The 19,946-nt window shown below is 60.2% G+C and carries 15 protein-coding genes and 1 pseudogene; 4 read left to right on the top strand and 12 right to left on the bottom strand.

Going from position 1 to position 19,946, the window contains the following annotated elements:
* Window positions 1–151: 151 nt before the first annotated feature.
* Both nagZ and AC3A5O_RS15250 read right to left on the bottom strand, forming a co-directional pair.
* A complete protein-coding gene (nagZ, locus tag AC3A5O_RS15255; protein ID WP_305492422.1) occupies window positions 152–1,150 on the bottom strand; it encodes a beta-N-acetylhexosaminidase in 999 nt (332 codons plus the stop codon).
* A 183-nt stretch (window positions 1,151–1,333) separates the two neighbouring features.
* Window positions 1,334–2,041: a TetR/AcrR family transcriptional regulator gene (locus AC3A5O_RS15250; RefSeq protein WP_013692622.1), complete on the bottom strand. Its 708-nt coding sequence runs from the start codon at window positions 2,039–2,041 to the stop codon at window positions 1,334–1,336.
* Window positions 2,042–2,282: 241 nt separating this feature from the next.
* Here AC3A5O_RS15250 and lexA point away from each other — a divergent pair, with 241 nt between their 5' ends.
* Window positions 2,283–2,891 (top strand): transcriptional repressor LexA, encoded by a 609-nt coding sequence (gene lexA, locus AC3A5O_RS15245; protein WP_003199651.1) that lies wholly within the window; start codon window positions 2,283–2,285, stop codon window positions 2,889–2,891.
* Window positions 2,892–2,901: 10 nt separating this feature from the next.
* Window positions 2,902–3,375, top strand: coding sequence for an SOS-induced cell division inhibitor SulA (gene sulA / locus AC3A5O_RS15240; protein ID WP_122567943.1), 474 nt, complete (start codon window positions 2,902–2,904; stop codon window positions 3,373–3,375).
* Between the two features lie 70 nt (window positions 3,376–3,445).
* On the opposite strand, the gene AC3A5O_RS15235 is transcribed toward sulA, so the two are convergent.
* The 7 genes from AC3A5O_RS15235 to AC3A5O_RS15205 form a co-directional block, all read right to left on the bottom strand.
* Complete coding sequence (locus AC3A5O_RS15235) at window positions 3,446–3,679, bottom strand: hypothetical protein (RefSeq protein ID WP_122568400.1); 234 nt, start codon at window positions 3,677–3,679, stop codon at window positions 3,446–3,448.
* Window positions 3,680–3,785: 106 nt separating this feature from the next.
* Window positions 3,786–4,310, bottom strand: a complete 525-nt coding sequence (locus AC3A5O_RS15230; RefSeq protein WP_122567942.1) for a DUF6586 family protein — start codon at window positions 4,308–4,310, stop codon at window positions 3,786–3,788.
* Between the two features lie 229 nt (window positions 4,311–4,539).
* Window positions 4,540–7,152 carry a type I DNA topoisomerase gene (gene topA / locus AC3A5O_RS15225; protein ID WP_122567941.1) on the bottom strand — a complete coding sequence of 871 codons (2,613 nt, stop codon included), beginning with the start codon at window positions 7,150–7,152 and terminating at the stop codon, window positions 4,540–4,542.
* A gap of 115 nt (window positions 7,153–7,267) precedes the next feature.
* Window positions 7,268–7,504, bottom strand: coding sequence for a DUF1653 domain-containing protein (locus tag AC3A5O_RS15220; RefSeq protein WP_025212748.1), 237 nt, complete (start codon window positions 7,502–7,504; stop codon window positions 7,268–7,270).
* A 109-nt stretch (window positions 7,505–7,613) separates the two neighbouring features.
* Complete coding sequence (fadA, locus tag AC3A5O_RS15215) at window positions 7,614–8,789, bottom strand: acetyl-CoA C-acyltransferase FadA (protein ID WP_024618393.1); 1,176 nt, start codon at window positions 8,787–8,789, stop codon at window positions 7,614–7,616.
* A gap of 30 nt (window positions 8,790–8,819) precedes the next feature.
* Window positions 8,820–10,967: a fatty acid oxidation complex subunit alpha FadB gene (fadB, locus tag AC3A5O_RS15210; protein WP_305470370.1), complete on the bottom strand. Its 2,148-nt coding sequence runs from the start codon at window positions 10,965–10,967 to the stop codon at window positions 8,820–8,822.
* Window positions 10,968–11,566: 599 nt separating this feature from the next.
* Window positions 11,567–12,004 carry a hypothetical protein gene (locus tag AC3A5O_RS15205; RefSeq protein WP_122567939.1) on the bottom strand — a complete coding sequence of 146 codons (438 nt, stop codon included), beginning with the start codon at window positions 12,002–12,004 and terminating at the stop codon, window positions 11,567–11,569.
* Between the two features lie 103 nt (window positions 12,005–12,107).
* Between AC3A5O_RS15205 and AC3A5O_RS15200 the strand changes: the two genes are divergently transcribed.
* Window positions 12,108–12,548, top strand: a complete 441-nt coding sequence (locus AC3A5O_RS15200; protein WP_122567938.1) for a universal stress protein — start codon at window positions 12,108–12,110, stop codon at window positions 12,546–12,548.
* A 197-nt stretch (window positions 12,549–12,745) separates the two neighbouring features.
* Here the strand turns inward: AC3A5O_RS15200 and AC3A5O_RS15195 are convergent, their stop codons facing one another.
* Window positions 12,746–14,665, bottom strand: a complete 1,920-nt coding sequence (locus AC3A5O_RS15195; RefSeq protein ID WP_305470369.1) for an ATP-binding cassette domain-containing protein — start codon at window positions 14,663–14,665, stop codon at window positions 12,746–12,748.
* Window positions 14,666–14,878: 213 nt separating this feature from the next.
* Between AC3A5O_RS15195 and AC3A5O_RS15190 the strand changes: the two genes are divergently transcribed.
* Window positions 14,879–16,807 (top strand): transglycosylase SLT domain-containing protein, encoded by a 1,929-nt coding sequence (locus AC3A5O_RS15190; RefSeq protein ID WP_122567936.1) that lies wholly within the window; start codon window positions 14,879–14,881, stop codon window positions 16,805–16,807.
* A 57-nt stretch (window positions 16,808–16,864) separates the two neighbouring features.
* Here the strand turns inward: AC3A5O_RS15190 and AC3A5O_RS15185 are convergent.
* Both AC3A5O_RS15185 and AC3A5O_RS15180 read right to left on the bottom strand, forming a co-directional pair.
* Window positions 16,865–17,891: pseudogene (locus AC3A5O_RS15185) on the bottom strand (Fic family protein).
* Window positions 17,892–17,949: 58 nt separating this feature from the next.
* Window positions 17,950–19,719, bottom strand: a complete 1,770-nt coding sequence (locus tag AC3A5O_RS15180) for an ABC transporter transmembrane domain-containing protein (RefSeq protein WP_305470367.1) — start codon at window positions 19,717–19,719, stop codon at window positions 17,950–17,952.
* Between the last annotated feature and the right edge of the window lie 227 nt (window positions 19,720–19,946).

Genomic DNA, 19,946 nt, shown 5'->3' with positions numbered 1-19,946 from the left:
CGCTCACAAAACCTGATGTCCACCACACTTCCACTGTGGGAGCGAGCTTGCTCGCGATAGCGGTGGGCCAGTTGCTGCAAATGTTGACTGTACCGCCGTCATCGCGAGCAAGCTCGCTCCCACAGGGGAGTTGCGGCCACACTGCTCAGCGCTAATCAATCAGTTGGGCAGCCCGCAGCGCGCCGAGCGCCGCCAGCCAGCGAGGGTCCTGGCGGTATTCCGTGCACGCGTAGGCCTGGCCGCGCATGCGAGCGATCCGCGCCGAAGGCTTGACCTTCAGGCGCTGGGCGGCGCTCAAGGCCAACTCCGCGGCGGCGCGGTCGTTGCACACCAGGCCCATGTCACAACCCGCCGTCAAAGCGGCCTCGATACGGCTGGCGGCATCCCCCACCACATGGGCGCCGGCCATCGACAGATCATCACTGAAGATCACGCCATCGAATTGCAACTCACCGCGCAGGATGTCCTGCAACCAGCGTCGGGAAAAGCCGGCTGGATTGGCGTCAACCTGGGGATAAATGACATGGGCCGGCATGACCGCCGCGAGCTGCTTGCTCAGTTTGGCGAACGGCACCAGATCGTTTGCACGAATCTGTTCGAGGCTGCGTTCATCGGTCGGAATCGCTACATGGGAATCGGCTTCGGCCCAGCCATGCCCCGGGAAGTGCTTGCCGGTGGCAGCCATCCCGGCAGCGTTCATGCCGCGGATAAAGGAACCGGCCAGCAACGCCGCGCGCTCGGGGTCGCCCTCGAAGGAACGACTGCCGACGACGGCGCTGCGCTGGTAGTCGAGGTCCAGCACCGGGGCAAAACTCAAGTCGAGACCGACCGCCAACACCTCAGTGGCCATGATCCAGCCGCACTGCTCGGCCAGGTATTCGGCATTCGGGTTGTCGGCGATCGCCCGCATCGCCGGCAACCGTACAAACCCCTGGCGCAGCCGCTGAACACGGCCACCTTCCTGGTCCACGGCCAATAGAAGGTCGGGGCGGATGGCGCGAATCGACGCGCTCAACTCTCGCACTTGCCGCGGATGCTCGATATTGCGGGCAAAGATGATCAGGCCGCCTACCTCAGGCTGGCGCAACAGGTGGCGATCTTCGGCCGTCAGCCAGGTACCGGCGACGTCCACCATCAACGAGCCTTGCAGGCCAGCAGTCATAGCATTTCCTTAATAACGATGAACCCGCGCGGTGGCACAGGCATGACCACACCGCCAGGCCCAAAGCCCGGCAGGTCGCGGTCATGCACTAAAGAATGGAACGGGTTCGAAACGAGAGTCGGCATGGGCGGCTAGCTTAGCGGATGTGGGCAGCCGCGCCCACCCGTGCACTCAAGCCTTGGCCAGCGCCGGCGTCGATTTGCTGCGTGGACGCAGTTGCGCGGCCGCCATGGCCTCATCGGTGACGCCGCTTTCGGCACGCATGCCGGCCGCCAGGAACGGCACCATCAAGCGCATCACCTGCTCAATTGACGTGTTCACGCCAAAATCGGTTTCAGCGATGGCCCGCAACGCCTTGATCCCGGACATGCTGAACGCCGCGGCACCGAGCATGAAGTGCACTCGCCAGAACAACTCGATGGGTGGGATGCGCGGTGCGGCTTCGTTGACCAGCAGCATGTAGCGACGGAAAACCTTGCCGTACATGTCTTCCAGGTAACGCCGCAGGTGACCCTGGCTCTGGCTGAAGGCCAGGCCCAGCAGGCGCATGAAAATGGACAGGTCGTTACCGCTACGGGGCTGCACGACGAGGGCTTGCTCGACCAGGATTTCCAGCAGCTCTTCCAGGGTCGGCTTGACGTCAGGCTTGGCCTGGCGCCGCTCCAGCTCGCGATCGAGACTGAGGCAGAAGGGCCCGAGGAACCGCGAGAAAACCGCCTGGATCAGGGCTTTTTTCGAGCCGAAGTGATAGTTCACCGCCGCCAGGTTCACCCCGGCCTTGCTGGTGATCAGACGCAACGAGGTTTCGGCGAAACCTTTTTCCGCGAACAACTGCTCGGCAGCATCGAGAATGCGTTCAACGGTTTCCGACTGGGCCATGGTTACTCCGCCTGACAAACACTTGTTTGAAACATACGTTTCAGCCTAGGGGTTGTCAAGCCTGCCGGGGCGTTTTGCGAACGCTCGGTCACGTATTTAACCACACCTTTTCACAGGGGGTAGCCCTGCCCTATCCAACAACCCGACCGACCGTCCAGCGGCCTGCGTAAAAAGGAGGATTGCCAAGCGGCGGCCACTGTATATAATCCCAGTCACTGTATAAAAAGACAGAGCGATCAATATGCTAAAGCTGACGCCACGCCAAGCAGAGATTCTGGCCTTCATCAAACGCTGCCTCGAAGACAACGGCTACCCGCCGACCCGTGCGGAAATCGCCCAGGAACTGGGTTTCAAGTCGCCCAACGCGGCTGAAGAACACCTCAAGGCGCTGGCGCGCAAGGGTGCGATCGAAATGACCCCGGGCGCATCCCGCGGCATTCGTATCCCCGGCTTCGAAGCCAAGGCCGACGAAACCACCCTGCCGATCATCGGCCGGGTCGCCGCTGGCGCACCGATCCTCGCCCAGCAGCATGTCGAGGAGTCCTGCAACATCAACCCTTCGTTCTTTCATCCCAGGGCCGATTACCTGCTTCGGGTACACGGCATGAGCATGAAGGACATCGGTATCTTCGACGGTGACCTCCTGGCCGTCCACACCACCCGCGAAGCCCGCAATGGCCAGATCGTGGTGGCGCGAATCGGCGACGAGGTGACCGTCAAGCGTTTCAAGCGCGACGGCAGCAAGGTCTGGCTCATTGCTGAGAACCCGGAGTTCGCCCCCATCGAAGTGAACCTGAAAGATCAGGACCTGGTCATCGAAGGCTTGAGCGTTGGCGTCATTCGCCGCTAAAGGAGGCTTTATGCAGTTCCCACACACACCACAACACACACAACTTCCGCTGTTCGAGGCATTCATGGCCCAACCGCTGGTTCCAGTCCTGAAAGAGGTCATCGAGTCGCCCTGGGGCGTCGAACCCGAGGCTTTCAGCGAACTGTCGTTACGTGGTGCGGCCGGAAACTGCCTGAACCTGCTGGCGCCGATTCTGCGAGAACTCAGCCAGGACCAGGATGCCCGCTGGTTGACGCTGATCGCCCCACCGGCCAGTGTCACCCAGGCCTGGCTGCGGGACGCCGGCCTGAATCGTGAACGCATCCTGTTGCTGCAACCGCGGGGCACCCAAAGCGCCCAACAGTTGACCTGCGAAGCCTTACGCCTGGGCCGTAGCCACACCGTGGTCAGTTGGCTCAATCCGCTGACCGCGACGGCACGGCAACAGTTGATCAGCGCCGCCCGCATCGGGGACGCACAAAGCCTGAATATTCGATTGGGCTAAGACAAACGCGGGGCTTCTCCATGATAGAGAAGCCGGACAGTCACACTATCCAAAAAGCCGACAGACGGGATCAGTGAAGAACCCGCGGCCCCTCTTCCTTGCTGAATTCGCCTTCAACCAGGCGACCTGCCATTTGGACGCCCACGCTCAACATCGCCTTGGCGACTTCGACGTGTTGGCCCTGGAGGAATACCTTGGCATCTTCGGAGAAGTTCAAGGTAACCAGAGAACCCTCGTCCTCGGCCCTGCGCAGCTCGATGCGGCCATCAGGAAGTTCGACAATTTCTAGAAAGGACGTAGGCATAAAAGTCTGTTCTCCACGAAAGGCGAGGATTATATAGTCATCGGCCAGGCTCCGCTCGGGATCTTGACCAAGCGTTATCAACGAACGTAACGGGCCGAGGGGAAACTCAGCACTCGTTCAACCCTTCACGAAAGCGTATCGCCAAGCTCTTGAGGTTCTGGCGCCAGCTCTCCAGCTCCTCCCGACTCAACTCTTGCTCGGGGTCTTGCTCATCCAGATTGACCGCAACGATTAACGGCTGGGTCACGTCCCCCTTGGGCTTGCGAGGGGCCCGTGGCGGCTCGAACAGCGCCGCATGAGCCGCCAAGAGCTTCGCCAGCCAGGTTTCCGGGTTATGCGCCAGTTCGACCATTTCGGCCAACTCTGGAATAGCGATGGTTTCCAGCACTTCGCGGGTCAACAGCAGCTCGGCCCGCGCGGCATTCGCTTGTGGCAGGCGATAAAAACCGGCGATTTCATGGCACAACCCCAACAACGCACCGTACAGGTGAAACAGTGCGGACTCGCGTCCTGCCTGGAGCAGCGCCGGGGAATTCATCGCACGCCCGTCTTCGGCCCTGGTGAGCGCTTCGAGCGACAGACCGGCGAAATATATTTTCTGATTGGTGCGGGTATAGAGTTCGTGGGCCATGGTGGCATCTCCCCAACGAAATGAAAGCTTCACGCAAGTGCGACAGTGTCGTGGATCAACCGAGGCCACTGCAAGCCAAAAACAAAAGGCCACATGAAAACCTATGGGTTGTCATGCGGCCTTTTGTTCAGTCGGGCCCTGTTGGGGACGGCTGCGCCGCCCAGCGGGAGCAAGCTCTCTCGCCACAGGGAAGCTCGCTTGGCCCCGTATTTTCAAACAGACGCCACAATCAGCGCTTGTCTTCGACCGTCCACTTACCGCCGTCGTAGTAGGCTTTCCAACCCGTCGGCTTGCCGTCGACTTCGGTCTGCACGTATTGCTCCTTGGTCTTGCGGCTGTAGCGAATGACCGCCGGGCGCCCTTCCGGATCCTTCTGCGGTGCTTCACAGAGGAAATGGTACTTCGGATCGATTTCGTCCTTGTGCGGCACGATCTCCATCACCAATGGCGCACGGGTCTCACGGTTTTTCGGGAACTGGCTGGCCGCCAGGAACAGGCCGGAGGCACCGTCGCGCAGGATGTAGGTGTCGTTGACCTTCTCGCATTTGAGCTCAGGCATCTTCACCGGGTCCATCTTCGGCGGCGCCGCGTCACCGCTCTTGAGCAGTTTGCGGGTGTTCTTGCAGGTCGGGTTGGTGCAGCCGAAGAACTTGCCGAAACGGCCGGTCTTGAGCTGCATCTCGCTGCCACACTTGTCGCATTCCAGGCTCGGGCCTTCGTAGCCCTTGATGCGATAAGTGCCCTCTTCAATCTCGTAGCCGGCACAGTCCGGGTTGTTACCGCAGATGTGCAGCTTGCGCTTCTCGTCCAGCAGGTAGGCATCCATCGCCGTGCTGCAGATCGGGCAGCGATGCTTGCCACGCAACACCAGGGATTCCGATTCACCCTCGTCGTCCGCGGCGATTTCGTCGCCCGGCACCAGGTTGACCGTCGCCTTGCAGCGCTCCTTGGGTGGCAGGCTGTAGCCCGAGCAACCGAGGAAGACGCCGGTCGAGGCGGTACGGATTTGCATCGGCCGCCCGCAGGTCAGGCACGGAATGTCGGTCATGACCGGCTGGTTGGCGCGCATGCCGCTGTCAGGGCTTTCAGCCACTTCGAGTTTTTTCTTGAAGTCGCCGTAGAACTCGTCGAGAACGTTTTTCCAGTCCCGCTCGCCCTGGGCCACATCGTCGAGGTTCTCTTCCATGCCGGCGGTGAAGCCGTAGTCCATCAGGTTCGAGAAGCTCTCGGACAAACGCTCGGTGACGATATCGCCCATCTTTTCCGAATAGAAACGACGATTGTGCAGCGCCACATAGCCGCGGTCCTGGATGGTGGAAATGATGGCTGCGTAGGTCGAAGGACGACCGATGCCGCGCTTTTCCATTTCCTTGACCAGGCTGGCTTCGGAGTAACGTGCCGGCGGCTTGGTGAAATGCTGGGTCGGATCGAGCTTGATCAGCTTCATCACGTCGCCCTGGGCCATGTCCGGCAGGACGTCGTCATCCCCAGGCTTGGTGATTTGCGGCATGACGCGGGTGTAGCCGTCGAACTTCAGGATGCGGCCCTTGGCGCGCAACTCAAAGTCGCCGGCACCAACGCTGACGGTGGTCGACAGGTATTGCGCCGGCAGCATCTGGCAGGCCAGGAACTGGCGCCAGATCAGCTCGTAGAGACGCTCGGCATCGCGCTCCATGCCCGACAGCTTGCTTGGCTCGGTGTTGGCATCGGACGGACGAATCGCTTCGTGCGCCTCCTGTGCGCCTTCCTTGCTGCTGTAGACGTTCGGCGTGTCCGGCAGGTATTTCTTGCCGAACTCGCTTTCTATATAAGTGCGCGCCATTGCCACGGCATCGACCGAAAGGTTGGTCGAGTCGGTACGCATATAGGTGATGTAGCCGGCTTCGTACAGACGCTGGGCCATCATCATGGTTTTCTTCACGCCAAAGCCCAGACGATTGCTCGCAGCCTGTTGCAGCGTGGAGGTGATGAACGGTGCCGACGGTTTGCTGCTGGTCGGTTTGTCTTCGCGCTTGACGATGCTGTAGCTGGACGCCTTGAGCTTCTCCAGCGCCGCCATGGCCTGGGCTTCGTTGAGCGGCTTGAAGGCTTCGCCCTTCTCGCGGGCCACGTCAAAACGCACGGTCGCGCCCTTGGCAGTGCCGAGGTCCGCGTGGACTTCCCAGTACTCTTCAGGGATGAACGCGCGGATCTCGCGCTCGCGCTCCACCACCAGCTTCACGGCAACCGATTGCACACGCCCGGCCGACAGACCACGGGCGATCTTGGCCCACAGCAGCGGCGAGACCATGTAGCCCACCACGCGGTCGAGGAAGCGACGCGCCTGTTGGGCGTTGACCCGATCGATATCCAGCTCGCCCGGCTGGGAGAAGGCCTCCTGGATGGCCTTCTTGGTGATTTCGTTGAACACCACGCGCTTGTAACGGCTGTCATCCCCACCAATGGCTTCGCGCAGGTGCCAGGCAATGGCTTCCCCTTCGCGGTCCAAGTCCGTCGCGAGATAGATGGTGTCGGCATCCTTGGCGAGCCGACGCAGCTCTTCGATGACCTTTTCCTTGCCCGGGAGGATCTCGTACTTGGCTTTCCAGCCGTGTTCCGGATCGACCCCCATGCGTGAGACCAGCTGCTTGCGCGCCTTTTCTTTCGGCGACAGCGCCGGCGCTTCACCGGCAGCAGCCTTGCCGCGCTTGGCGGCAGGCTCCTTGCTGGCGCTAGCCGAACCGCTGGTGGGCAGGTCTCGGATATGGCCGATACTCGACTTCACCACGTATTGGTTACCCAGATACTTGTTGATGGTCTTGGCCTTAGCCGGGGATTCCACAATGACCAGCGATTTGCCCATGGATCAGAAAATTCCTGAATTCTAAAAAGTGAAAGGCGGTTGGCGCCTGACGCGGCACCGCTATATATAGTGGCTGCAAGGTGAGGTCAAGCGCAGGGTTGCCCGCATGCCGGCCTCAAGGCTTGGAAAAAATGCTCTCCTCGGCCTGCACCAAAGCAAAGCGTGGCACCTGTTCGCCGTCAACCTCGACGGACTCCTGGAACATGCTCAAAGGACGCACCCAAAAGCCGTAATCGCCATACAGGGCTTGATAGAAGACCACTTCTTCTTCGGTCTCGGAATGCCGCGCGATGCTGAATACGCGGTACTGCGGACCTTTGTAATGCTGGTAGAGCCCAGGTTGTATCGGCATGCGTGGCACTCACTCAAATTTTTTCAAAATAAAAACAAAATCTTTTTTTTACTAAACCCGAAAAAACAAAAACCGGGGCACTTGGCCCCGGCTTCCATCAACGCAACGCTTAGACGCGTTCGAAGACAGTGGCGATGCCTTGGCCGAGGCCAATGCACATGGTCGACACACCGAAGGTGCCGCCATTCTGCTTCATGACGTTGAGCAGCGTGCCGGAGATACGCGCACCGGAGCAACCGAACGGGTGACCCAAGGCGATGGCGCCGCCGTGCAGGTTAACCTTCTCGTTCATCTTGTCGAGCACTTTCAAATCTTTCAGCACGGGCAGGGCCTGTGCAGCGAAAGCTTCGTTGAGTTCGAAGAAGTCGATATCGGCAATACCCAGGCCTGCGCGCTTCAAGGCTTTCTGCGTGGCCGGTACTGGACCATAGCCCATGATCGCCGGGTCCACACCCGCCACGGCCATCGAACGAATCACCGCCATCGGCTGGATACCCAGGTCCTGGGCACGCTGGGCCGACATCACGATCATGCACGAGGCACCGTCGGTGATCTGCGACGAAGTACCGGCTGTCACGGTGCCGCCCTTCGGATTAAAGGCCGGCTTGAGGGCCGCCAGACTTTCCAGGGTGGTTTCCGGACGAATGGTTTCGTCGTAGTCGAACAGCTTCAGGAAGCCGTTCTCATCGTAGCCCTGCATCGGGATGATCTCATCCTTGAACTTGCCTTCCACAGTCGCCTTGTGAGCGAGCTGGTGGGAGCGCACGCCAAAGGCGTCCTGCTGTTCGCGGGTGATGCCGTGCATTTTGCCGAGCATTTCCGCGGTCAGGCCCATCATGCCCGAGGCTTTCGCCGCGTACAGCGACATGTGCGGGTTCGGATCGACACCATGCATCATGCTCACGTGGCCCATGTGCTCGACACCACCGACGACGAACACGTCACCGTTGCCAGTCATGATCGCCTGGGCGGCGGTGTGCAGCGCGCTCATGGACGAACCGCACAGGCGGCTGACGGTCTGGCCGGCCGCGGTGTGAGGGATTTGGGTCATCAGCGAGGCCATGCGGGCGATGTTCCAACCCTGCTCCAGGGTCTGGTTCACACAGCCCCAGATCACGTCTTCGACTTCGTTGGGGTCGACCTTGACGTTTCGTTCCAGCAGTTTGCTGATCAGGTGCGCCGACATGTCTTCGGCGCGGGTATTGCGGTGCATGCCGCCCTTGGAGCGGCCCATCGGCGTACGACCGAAGTCGACAATCACGACGTCTCTAGGATTCAAGCTCATAAATGTTCTCTCGCTCTAGTCGTTGGGCGCTTAACCGAAGAAACGCTGGCCGTTCTTGGCCATTTCACGCAGCTTCGCGGTCGGGTGGTACAGCGCGCCCAGATCAGCGTACTGGTCAGCCAGGGCAACGAACTCGGCCACACCGATCGAATCGATGTAGCGCAGCGCACCGCCACGGAATGGAGGGAAACCGATACCGTAGACCAGGCCCATGTCGGCTTCGGCGGCGGTTTCGACAATGCCATCTTCCAGGCAACGCACGGTTTCGAGGCACAGCGGGATCATCATCCAGTTGATGATGTCCTCGTCGGTGACGTCGCGCTGCTCATAGACGATCGGCTTGAGCACTTCCAGCACCGACGAATCGGCGACTTTCTTCTGCTTGCCGCGCTTGTCGGTCTCGTAGGCGTAGAAGCCCTTGCCGTTCTTCTGGCCCAGGCGCTTGGCTTCGTAGAGCACGTCGACAGCTGAACGACGGTCGTCCTTCATGCGGTCCGGGAAGCCTTCAGCCATGACGTCGCGACCGTGGTGGCCGGTGTCGATGCCGACCACGTCCATCAGGTACGCCGGGCCCATCGGCCAGCCGAATTTTTCCATGATCTTGTCGATGCGCACGAAGTCCACACCGGCGCTGACCAGCTTGGCGAAACCGCCGAAGTACGGGAACAGCACGCGGTTGACCAAAAAGCCCGGGCAATCGTTGACGACAATCGGGTTCTTGCCCATTTTCTTGGCGTAGGCGACGGTGGTGGCAACGGCCAGTTCACTGGACTTCTCGCCACGGATCACTTCCACCAGCGGCATCATGTGCACCGGGTTGAAGAAGTGCATGCCGACGAAGTTTTCCGGACGCTTGAGGGCCTTGGCCAGCAGCGAAATGGAGATGGTCGAGGTGTTCGAGGCGAGGATGGTGTCCTCTTTGACCTTGTCTTCGACTTCGGCCAGTACCGCCTGCTTGACCTTCGGGTTCTCGACAACCGCTTCGACCACCAGGTCGACATGGCCGAAATCGCCATAGGACAGGGTCGGACGAATGCCATTGAGCACTTCGGCCATCTTCGCGGCGGTCATGCGACCTTTGTCGACACGACCCACCAGCAGCTTGGCGGCTTCGGCCAGGCCCTGCTCGATCCCGTGCTCGTTGATGTCTTTCATCAGGATCGGCGTGCCTTTGGACGCCGACTGGTAGGCGATGCCGCCGCCCATGATGCCGGCGCCGAGCACGGCGGCCTGCTTCACGTCACGGGCGATTTCGTCGTAGGCCTTGGCCTTTTTCTTCAGTTCCTGGTCGTTGAGGAACAGACCGATCAGGCTTTGCGCGGCCGAGGTCTTCGCCAGTTTGACGAAGCCAGCGGCCTCGACTTCCAAGGCCTTGTCGCGACCGAAGTTCGCGGCTTTCTGGATGGTCTTGATCGCTTCGACCGGCGCCGGGTAGTTCGGGCCTGCTTGACCTGCCACGAAACCCTTGGCGGTTTCGAAGGCCATCATTTGTTCAATAGCGTTGAGCTTGAGCTTTTCCAGCTTCGGCTGGCGCTTGGCCTTGTAGTCGAACTCGCCGCTGATGGCGCGCTTGAGGGTTTCAAGGGCCGCTTCCTGGAGCTTGCCAGGTTCGACCACGGCATCCACGGCACCGACTTTCAGCGCGTCTTCGGCACGGTTTTCCTTGCCAGCGGCAATCCACTCGATGGCGTTGTCCGCACCGATCAGGCGCGGCAGGCGCACGGTGCCACCGAAGCCCGGGTAGATGCCCAGCTTGACTTCCGGCAGGCCGATCTTGGCCGTGGTGGCCATGACGCGGTAATCCGCCGCCAGGCACATTTCCAGGCCGCCACCCAGGGCGATGCCGTTGATGGCCGCGACGGTCGGTACGTTGAGGTCTTCGAAGTCGCTGAAAATACGGTTGGCTTCGAGGTTGCCAGCGATCAGTTCGGCATCGGGCAGCTTGAAGTTATCGACGAATTCGGTGATGTCGGCACCGACGATGAACACGTCCTTGCCGCTGCTGACGATCACACCCTTGATCGAAGCATCTGCCTTGATAGTGTCTACGGCCTGACGCAATTCATTCAGGGTTAGACGGTTGAACTTGTTGACGGACTCACCCTTGAGGTCGAATTTCAGTTCGACGATGCCACTTTCAAGAGCCTTAACCGTGATGGCTTTACCTTCGTAAATCATCAACTGATCTCCACGATATGGAAGCTGAACAGTACACGTTGGACGCTGACCGCAGGTGTGGCACTGACGTTATCGTCGATGCTACGCCAATCCGCCAGGCACACCCGTCAACGCGATAGTCGGGGTCTGTAGGAGCCGTCTGAAAATACAAACGCTCAATTCATACGCCCGTTTGATTTGGGTACGTCACCTTCACGGAATTTCCGACAATTGTCAATCGCCCTAAACACAGGCGTGAACGCGACTTCACGGTCATTTCCGTACCCTACGGATCCGCAACACGGCGCCGCATGAGCAGCCATTCATAGAATCAATCATTAGAAAAATCGCCCTAATTCCAGACAGACCGGATCCAGCCGGCTACGCTGTCGGGAGTGCGATTGAGATTTGCGGAACGAAGGGCGTTGCGAACGCACGCCCTGACACGAGATGGATTACCGGCCTGCCTGGCCAACCCGCCCGATGAGACTGTCGGGCTTTTTTATGCCTGTAGGAGCTGCCGAAGGCTGCGATCTTTTGATCTTTCGCTTGAGATTCAAGTGTCTGGGGAAAGATCGCAGCCTCGCTTCGCTCGACAGCTCCTACGTGGCTAAAGTCGCTCAGGCGAGTGCCTTGAGCGTGCTGGCAATGTCCTGCAAAACAGTGGCTTCGCCCTTTTCACCCCAATACAAGGCGATCATTTGCCCGTCGGCTTCAACTTTGTAGACGTTGGCCGGCAATTTTTCGAAATGATTGAGCAGGGACTCATCCAGACAAACTTCCCGCCACTGATTGACCCAAACGCCCGGCGCAGTTTGCCAGTAGCTCCAACAGGCTGGCTGACTGCCGCGCCGAGGCCGATAGTACTGGGCGCAGGGGTTTGGCGGCTGTTGGCCGAGCCAGTGCGGCCACTCCTGCGGCGCCAGTTGCATGGCCAGGCCCAGGCGTCGCGCTTCCATGCGCAGGGCCATGCGACCACTCTGTACACGGGACGGACGCAACCATGCCAATGGACTTAACACCACCAACAGGATTGACAGCACTATCCAGACCGTCATATTCGTACTCCCCGATTCTGATGAGCCCATTGACCCAGGTCGCCGTCAATGCGCTTGAAACCAGCCATACTTACCGTATCGCAATTCTCTGGAGTGCTCTTCCATGTACTACAAACACGTTCTGGTCGCCGTTGACCTCACTGAAGAATGCGATCCGGTCGTCAAGCGCGCCCTCGCCCTTTGCGAAGGCCGAGACACCCAGCTGTCGCTGGTGCATATCGTCGAACCGATGGCCATGGCCTTCGGCGGCGACGTGCCGATGGACCTTTCCCAGTTGCAGCAGCAGCAATTCGACCAGGCCAAGGAACGCCTTGACCGACTGATCGTGAAATACCCGGCCCTGAAGAAGGAGTTCAGCCACCTGACCTACGGCCAGCCGCGCCAGGAGATCCATCACCTGGCCAAGGAACAGGGTTGCGACCTGATTGTCGTCGGCAGCCATGGTCGCCACGGCCTGGCGCTGCTGCTGGGCTCGACCGCCAACGATGTGCTGCATGGCGCCCCTTGCGATGTGCTGGCGGTGCATCTGGTCAAGCGCGCATAACCCCATTCCCCTGTGGGAGCGAGTCTGTGGGAGTAAAGCTTGCTCGCGATGAAGGCCTCCCGGTCTGTCGAATGACCGCGTTATCGTTCATCGCGAGCAAGCTTTACTCCCACAGGCTGCCCACTACAGGGGAATAGCGTTTCAAGTAAAAATCCCGGCGTTCATTGCTGAAATCCGGGATTTTTCTCAACAGCGGATCAAGCGTCCAGTTCAGCCCAACGCTCGACCAGCGCGTCCAGCTCGGCCTGCAACTGCTCCAGGTGCGCGATGACCTTGGCGGTTTCGGCCGCTGGTCGCTGGTAGAACCCGGTGTCGGCCATTTCGGCCTCGACCGCTGCGATCTGCTGCTCCTTCGCGTCGATATCACCCGGCAACGCTTCCAGCTCGCGCTGCAGCTTGTAGCTGAGTTTCTTCTTCGCCGGGGCCGGGGCTGCTGCGGCGGCAACCGGGGCTGGCTCGGCTTTGACCACCGCCGAGTTCAGGTCAGCCTTGCCGGACTTGCTCTCGGTTACGCCCAGAAGACGCGGCGAGCCTCCCTGGCGCAACCAGTCCTGATAACCACCAACGTATTCACGAACCAGGCCTTCGCCTTCGAACACCAGGGTGCTGGTGACCACGTTGTCAAGGAATGCCCGGTCGTGACTGACCATCAGCACGGTGCCATTGAAGGTCAGCAGCACCTCTTCCAGCAATTCCAGGGTTTCCACGTCCAGGTCGTTGGTCGGTTCGTCGAGCACCAGCAGGTTCGCCGGCTTGCTGAACAACTTGGCCAGCAACAGACGGGCGCGCTCACCACCCGACAGCGCCTTGACCGGCGTACGGGCACGCTGAGGACTGAACAGGAAGTCACCGAGGTAGCTCAACACATGGCGGCTCTGACCATCGATGTCGATGAAATCGCGACCCTCGGCCACGTTGTCGATCACCGTCTTTTCCAAGTCCAACTGATGGCGCAACTGGTCGAAGTAGGCGACATCGATCTTCGTGCCCTCCTCCACCTTGCCATTGGTCGGTACCAGGCCGCCGAGCATCAGCTTGAGCAAGGTGGTCTTGCCGGTGCCGTTGGCGCCCAGCAGGCCGATGCGATCGCCGCGCTGCAGCACCATGGAAAAGTCCTTGATCAGGAACGGACCGCCCGGGTGCGCGAAACTCACGTTCTCAAGCACCATTACCTGCTTACCGGACTTATCAGCGGTATCCAACTGAATGTTGGCCTTGCCAGTGCGCTCGCGACGTTCGCTGCGCTCCATGCGCAAGGCCTTGAGCGCGCGCACACGGCCTTCATTGCGGGTCCGACGCGCCTTGATACCCTGGCGAATCCAGACCTCTTCCTGGGCCAGCTTCTTGTCGAACAACGCGTTGGCGGTTTCTTCCGCCGCCAGCGCCGCTTCCTTGTGCACCAGGAAGCTGGCGTAGTCGCCGTTCCAGTCGATCAGGCCGCCGCGGTCCAGTTCAAGGATGCGCGTCGCCAGGTTTTGCAGGAAGGAACGGTCGTGGGTGATGAACAGCACCGCCCCCTGGAAGTCTTTCAGGGCTTCTTCAAGCCAGGCGATGGCGCCGATGTCCAGGTGGTTGGTTGGCTCGTCGAGCAGCAGCAAGTCCGGCTCGGACACCAGGGCCTGGGCCAGCAGGACGCGGCGACGCCAACCGCCGGACAACTCGGCGAGGGTCTTGTCGGCCGGCAGTTGCAGGCGGCTCAGAGTGCTGTCGACCAGTTGCTGAAGGCGCCAGCCGTCACGGGCCTCAAGGTCGTGCTGCACATGCATCAACTTGTCCAGGTCGGCATCGGTGACGATGTTCTGGCTCAAATGGTGATACTCGGCCAACAGCGCGCCGACACCGTCCAGGCCTTCGGCAACCACGTCGAACACGGTCCGCTCGTCGGCCACCGGCAGTTCCTGGGGCAATTCGCCGATTTTCAGGCCTGGCGCACGCCAGACCGAGCCGTCGTCGGGCTTTTGATCGCCCTTGACCAGCTTCATCATGCTGGACTTGCCAGTGCCGTTGCGGCCGATGATGCACACCCGCTCACCACGGGCGATCTGCCAGGACACCTTGTCCAACAACGGCATAGCGCCGAAAGCAAGGGACACATCGCTGAATTTGAGCAGGGTCATGAGCTTCTCCAAAAACCGGGGGCGCATTCTACCTGAGATGAGGCTTCAAGGGTCCGCCAATTTCGCCACTGAAGCACTCTGCCCAACAAATGTTGCGAACTTGCACCGACAGCCCTGCAAAGCTTTCGCCGGCTGCTGGCAAAAGGCTAAGCTACAGACAGTTACCCTGGGTTAACCCTTGGGCTTGTCATGTTTTTTCTGCCCGGATGTCTCATGCGCAGTCGCCTTTTCAGTGTTTTATCGTGTCTTTTTGTATGTGCCACTGCCGTTCAATCTGCTCAGGCGGTGGATATTTCCACTCAGCGCCAGTATTACAACGAGGCCAAGCGTGCCTTGGCCAAGGGTGATTCCGGCCCTTACTTTCGCTACAGCCAGGCCCTGCGCGATTACCCGCTGGAGCCGTACCTGGCCTACGACGAATTGACCGCTCGCCTCAAGAGCGCCAGCAACGCCGAAATCGAGAAATTCCTCGCCGAGCACGGTGACCTACCCCAGGCCAACTGGATGAAGCTGCGCTGGCTGCGTTGGCTGACCGAGCGCGGCGATTGGGCGACCTTCGTCAAGTATTACGACCCCAAACTCAATTTCACCGAACTGGACTGCCTCAACGCTCAGTACCAGCTTAGCCACGGCCTGAAGGCCGAAGGATACGCCAACACCGAAAAGCTGTGGCTCACCGGCAAGTCCCAGCCCCAGGCGTGCGACGCGTTGTTCGGCCTGTGGGCATCCCAGGGCCAGTTGACCGAGCAGAAACGTTGGGAGCGCGCCAAACTGGCCGCCCAGGCGCGTAATTACCCGCTGGCCAACAGCCTGGTCAGCGGCCTGACCACCCTCGCTCCCCGTGGCCAGTTGCTGGTGGACGTGGCGCAAAAGCCCGAATTGCTCAACCAGCCCTCGCGCTTCAGTCCGGCCGATGAACCGATGTCCGATATCGTCAGCCTCGGCCTGCGTCGCCTGGCCCGCCAGGACCCGGAAAAAGCCATGGCATTGCTGGATGGCTACGCCAGCACCATGCATTTTTCCCGGGATGAAAAAGTCGCGATCGCCCGAGAGATCGGTCTGACCCTGGCCAAGCGCTTCGACAGCCGCGCCCTGGACGTGATGACGAAATACGACCCGGAGTTGCGCGATGACACTGTTTCGGAATGGCGCTTGCGCCTGCTCCTGCGCCTCGCTCGTTGGGACGATGCCTACCAACTGACCCGCCGCCTGCCCGAGTCATTGGCCAGCACCAACCGCTGGCGGTACTGGCAAGCCCGCACGCTGGAGCTGGCGCAGCCGCAGAACCCCGAAGCCCTGACGCTCTACAAGCACCTGGCCCGTGAGCGGGACTTCTATGGCTTCCTGGCCGCCGACCGTTCCCAGTCGCCGTACTCGCTCGTCAACAAGCCGTTGGTGATGAGCCAGGCGCTGATCAATAAGGTTCGCAACACGCCCGGAATACGCCGGGCACTGGAATTTCATGCCCGAGGGGACATCGTCGACGGACGCCGCGAGTGGTATCACGTCAGCCGTCATTTCAACCGGGACGAAATGGTCGCCCAGGCCAAACTGGCCTACGACCTGAAATGGTATTTCCCGGCCATTCGCACCATCAGCCAGGCCAAATACTGGGACGACCTGGACATCCGCTTCCCGATGGCTCACCGCGACACCCTGGTGCGCGAAGCCAAGGTCCGTGGCCTGCATTCAAGCTGGGTGTTCGCCATTACCCGCCAGGAAAGCGCCTTCATGGATGACGCCCGCTCCAGCGTCGGCGCCGCCGGCCTGATGCAACTGATGCCTGGCACCGCCAAGGAAACCGCGCGCAAGTTCAGCATTCCCCTGGCCTCCCCCCAACAAGTGTTGAACCCGGACAAGAACATCCAGTTGGGCGCGGCCTACCTGAGCCAGGTTCATAGTCAGTTCAACGGCAACCGCGTCCTCGCCTCGGCGGCCTACAACGCCGGCCCCGGTCGCGTGCGCCAGTGGCTGCGCGGCGCCGACCACCTGAGTTTCGACGTCTGGGTCGAGAGCATCCCGTTCGACGAAACCCGCCAATACGTGCAGAACGTGTTGTCATACTCGGTGATCTACGGCCAGAAACTCAACTCGCCGCAACCGCTGGTGGATTGGCATGAGCGCTATTTCGATGATCAGTGAGTGAAAAATGCCTATGTGGGAGCAATAACTCCCACTTTTTTTGTGTGCCAAAAAGTCTCAGCGAGGATGCACCAGTGCTTGCTTACCCTGCGAGGTGAGACGATACCGCTGTACGGGACTATCGGGCGATTGGGTTGGTCATTTCGATCAATCCGGCCACCAATGCCGGCTTGAGGTAATTAGCCCGGAAGGTAGCTCTATGAGCCAATCCCAGCTGAACCATCAGCTCGTTGACCTTTAGTGAATTGCCGTTGTGTAGCGCCTGAAGCAGTCTTGCTACTTGGTCGATTACTTGGTCGGTTACTTGGTCGGTAGCCGGCTCGTTACGGATCGCCTCTCCGAGCGCCACACTCAGCGACTGCAACATGAACTCAACAAAAGGTGTCGCCTCAGCCAGCCGGTCGGCAGCCGATAACGCAGCGTAATAAGCATCCTGCTGATCCCGTATGACGGCCTCGACTGGCAGGTAGGCCAGTACAGGTCGCCATCGACTAAGAATCAAGGTTTGCCAAAGACGCCCCATTCGCCCATTACCGTCTGCAAAGGGATGGATGAACTCGAACTCGTAGTGAAAAACACAGCTAATGATTAAAGGATGCCAGTCGCACGTTCCGGCCCACTCCAACAAATCGTCAATCAAATCCCTCACCCGACTGGGCGGCGGCGCCATTTGCACCAGCTGATCACCTCGATAGATGCCCACGCCGGCACGGCGTAACTGCCCAGCATCGTCAATCAAACCGTGCATCAGTAGTTCATGTCCGTTGAGCAGATCGATCCGGCTATCAGGCCGCCAGCCAGGCATGGCTTCGTAGGCGGCAAAGGCATTGCGCACCTCCTGGATTTCACGGGGTAATCCCAGCACTCGTTGCCCGGCCAGAACCGCGGTTACCTGCTCGACACTCAGAGTATTGTTTTCGATCGCCAGGGAAGCATGGATTGTGCGAATCCGATTTCCTCGGCGCAGTTGCGGGGTCTGCTGATTATCACTTACAGCCGAAAGCTGGCCGATCTGCTCGCTGATGTCAGCGATCAATCCCAGCATTCGGGTTGTCAGGGTTAACGGTGGCGTATAACGACTCATACCCTCATCCATGCCAGAGGCTGGCCGACATAATGCCCCAACATGCTGGCATCAGCACTCATCGAACATCCTCAGCCTGCTGATTGAACTGCAACGCCGCCAACCGCGCATACAGGGCATTGCTGGCGACAAGCTCCTGGTGAGTGCCCACGGCAACCACCTTGCCCTGGTCCATCACCGCGATCCGATCGGCGTTTTTCACCGTGGCCAGGCGATGGGCGATCACCAACGTCGTACGGTTTTTCATCAGGCTCGGCAAGGCTTGCTGGATCAGGTGTTCGCTTTGCGCATCGAGGGCGCTGGTGGCTTCGTCGAGCAACAGGATCGGGGCATCCACGAGCAAGGCCCGGGCGATGGCCAGGCGTTGGCGCTGGCCGCCGGATAACCCCAGGCCGCCGTCGCCCAAGTGAGTCTGGTAGCCGTCGGGCATTTTTTCGATGAAGTCATGGGCATAGGCGATCTGCGCGGCCTCGCGCACCTGCTCCGAGGTCGCCTGCGGATTGCCATAGCGAATGTTCTCTTCGACCGTGCCGAAAAACAGCGCCGGGCTTTGTGAAACCAGGGCGAAATGGCGGCGCAGGTCCAGTGGATCGAGCCGGGTCAACGGCACATCGTCGATCAGGATCTGCCCTTGCACGGGATCATAGAAACGCAGCAGCAGGTCGTAGACCGTTGACTTGCCCGCACCGGAAGGTCCGACGAGGGCCAAGGTCTCACCGGCCTTGATACTCAGGTCGAGGCCGTCGACCGCATAACTGTCCGGCCGGGACGGATAGGAAAACCGCACGCCTTCCAGACGCAAATCTCCGCGGACCCGGGCCGGCAAGGTCACGAGACCAGAAGCCGGCGCCTGGATGATGTTTTCCGAACGCAACAGCTCGGCAATGCGCTCCGCCGCGCCGGCCGCTCGTTGCAACTCGCCGATCACTTCGCTCAGGGTGCCGAAGGCACTGCCGACGATCAGGCTGTAGAACACGAACGCCGCCAGCTCGCCACCGGAAATCCGCCCGGCGATCACATCCATGCCACCGACCCAGAGCATCACCCCCACCGCCCCCAGCACCAGCACGATCACCAGGGTGATCAACCAGGCCCGCTGGGCGATGCGCTTGCGAGCGGTGTCGAAGGCCTGCTCCACCGTCACGGAAAAACGGTGTTCGTCCTGGACTTGGTGGTTGTAGGCCTGCACGGTCTTGATCTGGCCGAGGGTTTCGGAGACGTAGCTGCCGACGTCGGCAACGCGGTCCTGGCTCTCGCGCGACAAGCTGCGCACTCGACGACCAAAGATCAGGATCGGCGCCAACACCAGCGGCAGGGCAATCACCACGATGCTGGTCAGTTTGGGATTGGTGATGAACAGCAGCACGATGCCGCCCACCACCATCAAGGCGTTGCGCAAAAACAACGACAGCGACGAACCAATCACCGATTGCAGCAAAGTCGTGTCAGTGGTCAACCGTGACTGGATTTCCGAACTGCGGTTGTTTTCGTAGAAACCCGGGTGCAGATACACCAGATGGTTGAAGACCTGCCGCCGGATATCCGCTACCACCCGCTCGCCGATCCAGGACACCAGGTAAAAACGCGCAAACGTACCGATCGCCAACCCCACCACCAGCACCATGAACAGGCCGATGGACTGATTGAGCAAGTGCGGCGAGCGAGTCATGAAGCCCTGGTCCACCAACAAGCGGATGCCTTGGCCCATGGACAAGGTAATGCCGGCGGTGACAATCAAGGCCAGCAAAGCGCCGGCGACCTGTTTGCGATAAGGGGCGATGAAGCCGCTGGCCAGGCGTATGGCACGGCGATGTCGGGAAGAAAGCATCAAAGGCGTCCGATAATGCAGCAGGAAAAAGGCCAGCTCGCGACGCCGAAACGCAGCGCAACCAAGTTTGAATCGCAATGAGTCAGGTTAAATATGACCACTACGACTAGCGGCTAGATGTTATCGGTCTAAAGTCTGGCTGGAAACGCGACTGTGTTTCTGATTGAGTGGAGGTGTCGCCATGAACCTACAAGGAGTGTCATGGCTCGGTCACCTGGCGACATTAA

Source organism: Pseudomonas sp. Soil_N_39 (assembly GCF_057655955.1).
The sequence above is the reverse complement of the archived record's forward strand: the minus strand, read 5'-3'. Positions and strand labels throughout refer to the sequence as shown.

Bases quoted from the DNA above. Each gene is read 5' to 3' on its own strand.
- AC3A5O_RS15250 (WP_013692622.1), bottom strand. From the start codon at position 2,041: ATGGCCCAGTCGGAAACCGTTGAACGCATTCTCGATGCTGCCGAGCAG.
- lexA (WP_003199651.1), top strand. From the start codon at position 2,283: ATGCTAAAGCTGACGCCACGCCAAGCAGAGATTCTGGCCTTCATCAAA.
- sulA (WP_122567943.1), top strand. From the start codon at position 2,902: ATGCAGTTCCCACACACACCACAACACACACAACTTCCGCTGTTCGAG.
- AC3A5O_RS15235 (WP_122568400.1), bottom strand. From the start codon at position 3,679: ATGCCTACGTCCTTTCTAGAAATTGTCGAACTTCCTGATGGCCGCATC.
- AC3A5O_RS15230 (WP_122567942.1), bottom strand. From the start codon at position 4,310: ATGGCCCACGAACTCTATACCCGCACCAATCAGAAAATATATTTCGCC.
- topA (WP_122567941.1), bottom strand. From the start codon at position 7,152: ATGGGCAAATCGCTGGTCATTGTGGAATCCCCGGCTAAGGCCAAGACC.
- AC3A5O_RS15220 (WP_025212748.1), bottom strand. From the start codon at position 7,504: ATGCCGATACAACCTGGGCTCTACCAGCATTACAAAGGTCCGCAGTAC.
- fadA (WP_024618393.1), bottom strand. From the start codon at position 8,789: ATGAGCTTGAATCCTAGAGACGTCGTGATTGTCGACTTCGGTCGTACG.
- fadB (WP_305470370.1), bottom strand. From the start codon at position 10,967: ATGATTTACGAAGGTAAAGCCATCACGGTTAAGGCTCTTGAAAGTGGC.
- AC3A5O_RS15205 (WP_122567939.1), bottom strand. From the start codon at position 12,004: ATGACGGTCTGGATAGTGCTGTCAATCCTGTTGGTGGTGTTAAGTCCA.
- AC3A5O_RS15200 (WP_122567938.1), top strand. From the start codon at position 12,108: ATGTACTACAAACACGTTCTGGTCGCCGTTGACCTCACTGAAGAATGC.
- AC3A5O_RS15195 (WP_305470369.1), bottom strand. From the start codon at position 14,665: ATGACCCTGCTCAAATTCAGCGATGTGTCCCTTGCTTTCGGCGCTATG.
- AC3A5O_RS15190 (WP_122567936.1), top strand. From the start codon at position 14,879: ATGCGCAGTCGCCTTTTCAGTGTTTTATCGTGTCTTTTTGTATGTGCC.
- AC3A5O_RS15180 (WP_305470367.1), bottom strand. From the start codon at position 19,719: ATGCTTTCTTCCCGACATCGCCGTGCCATACGCCTGGCCAGCGGCTTC.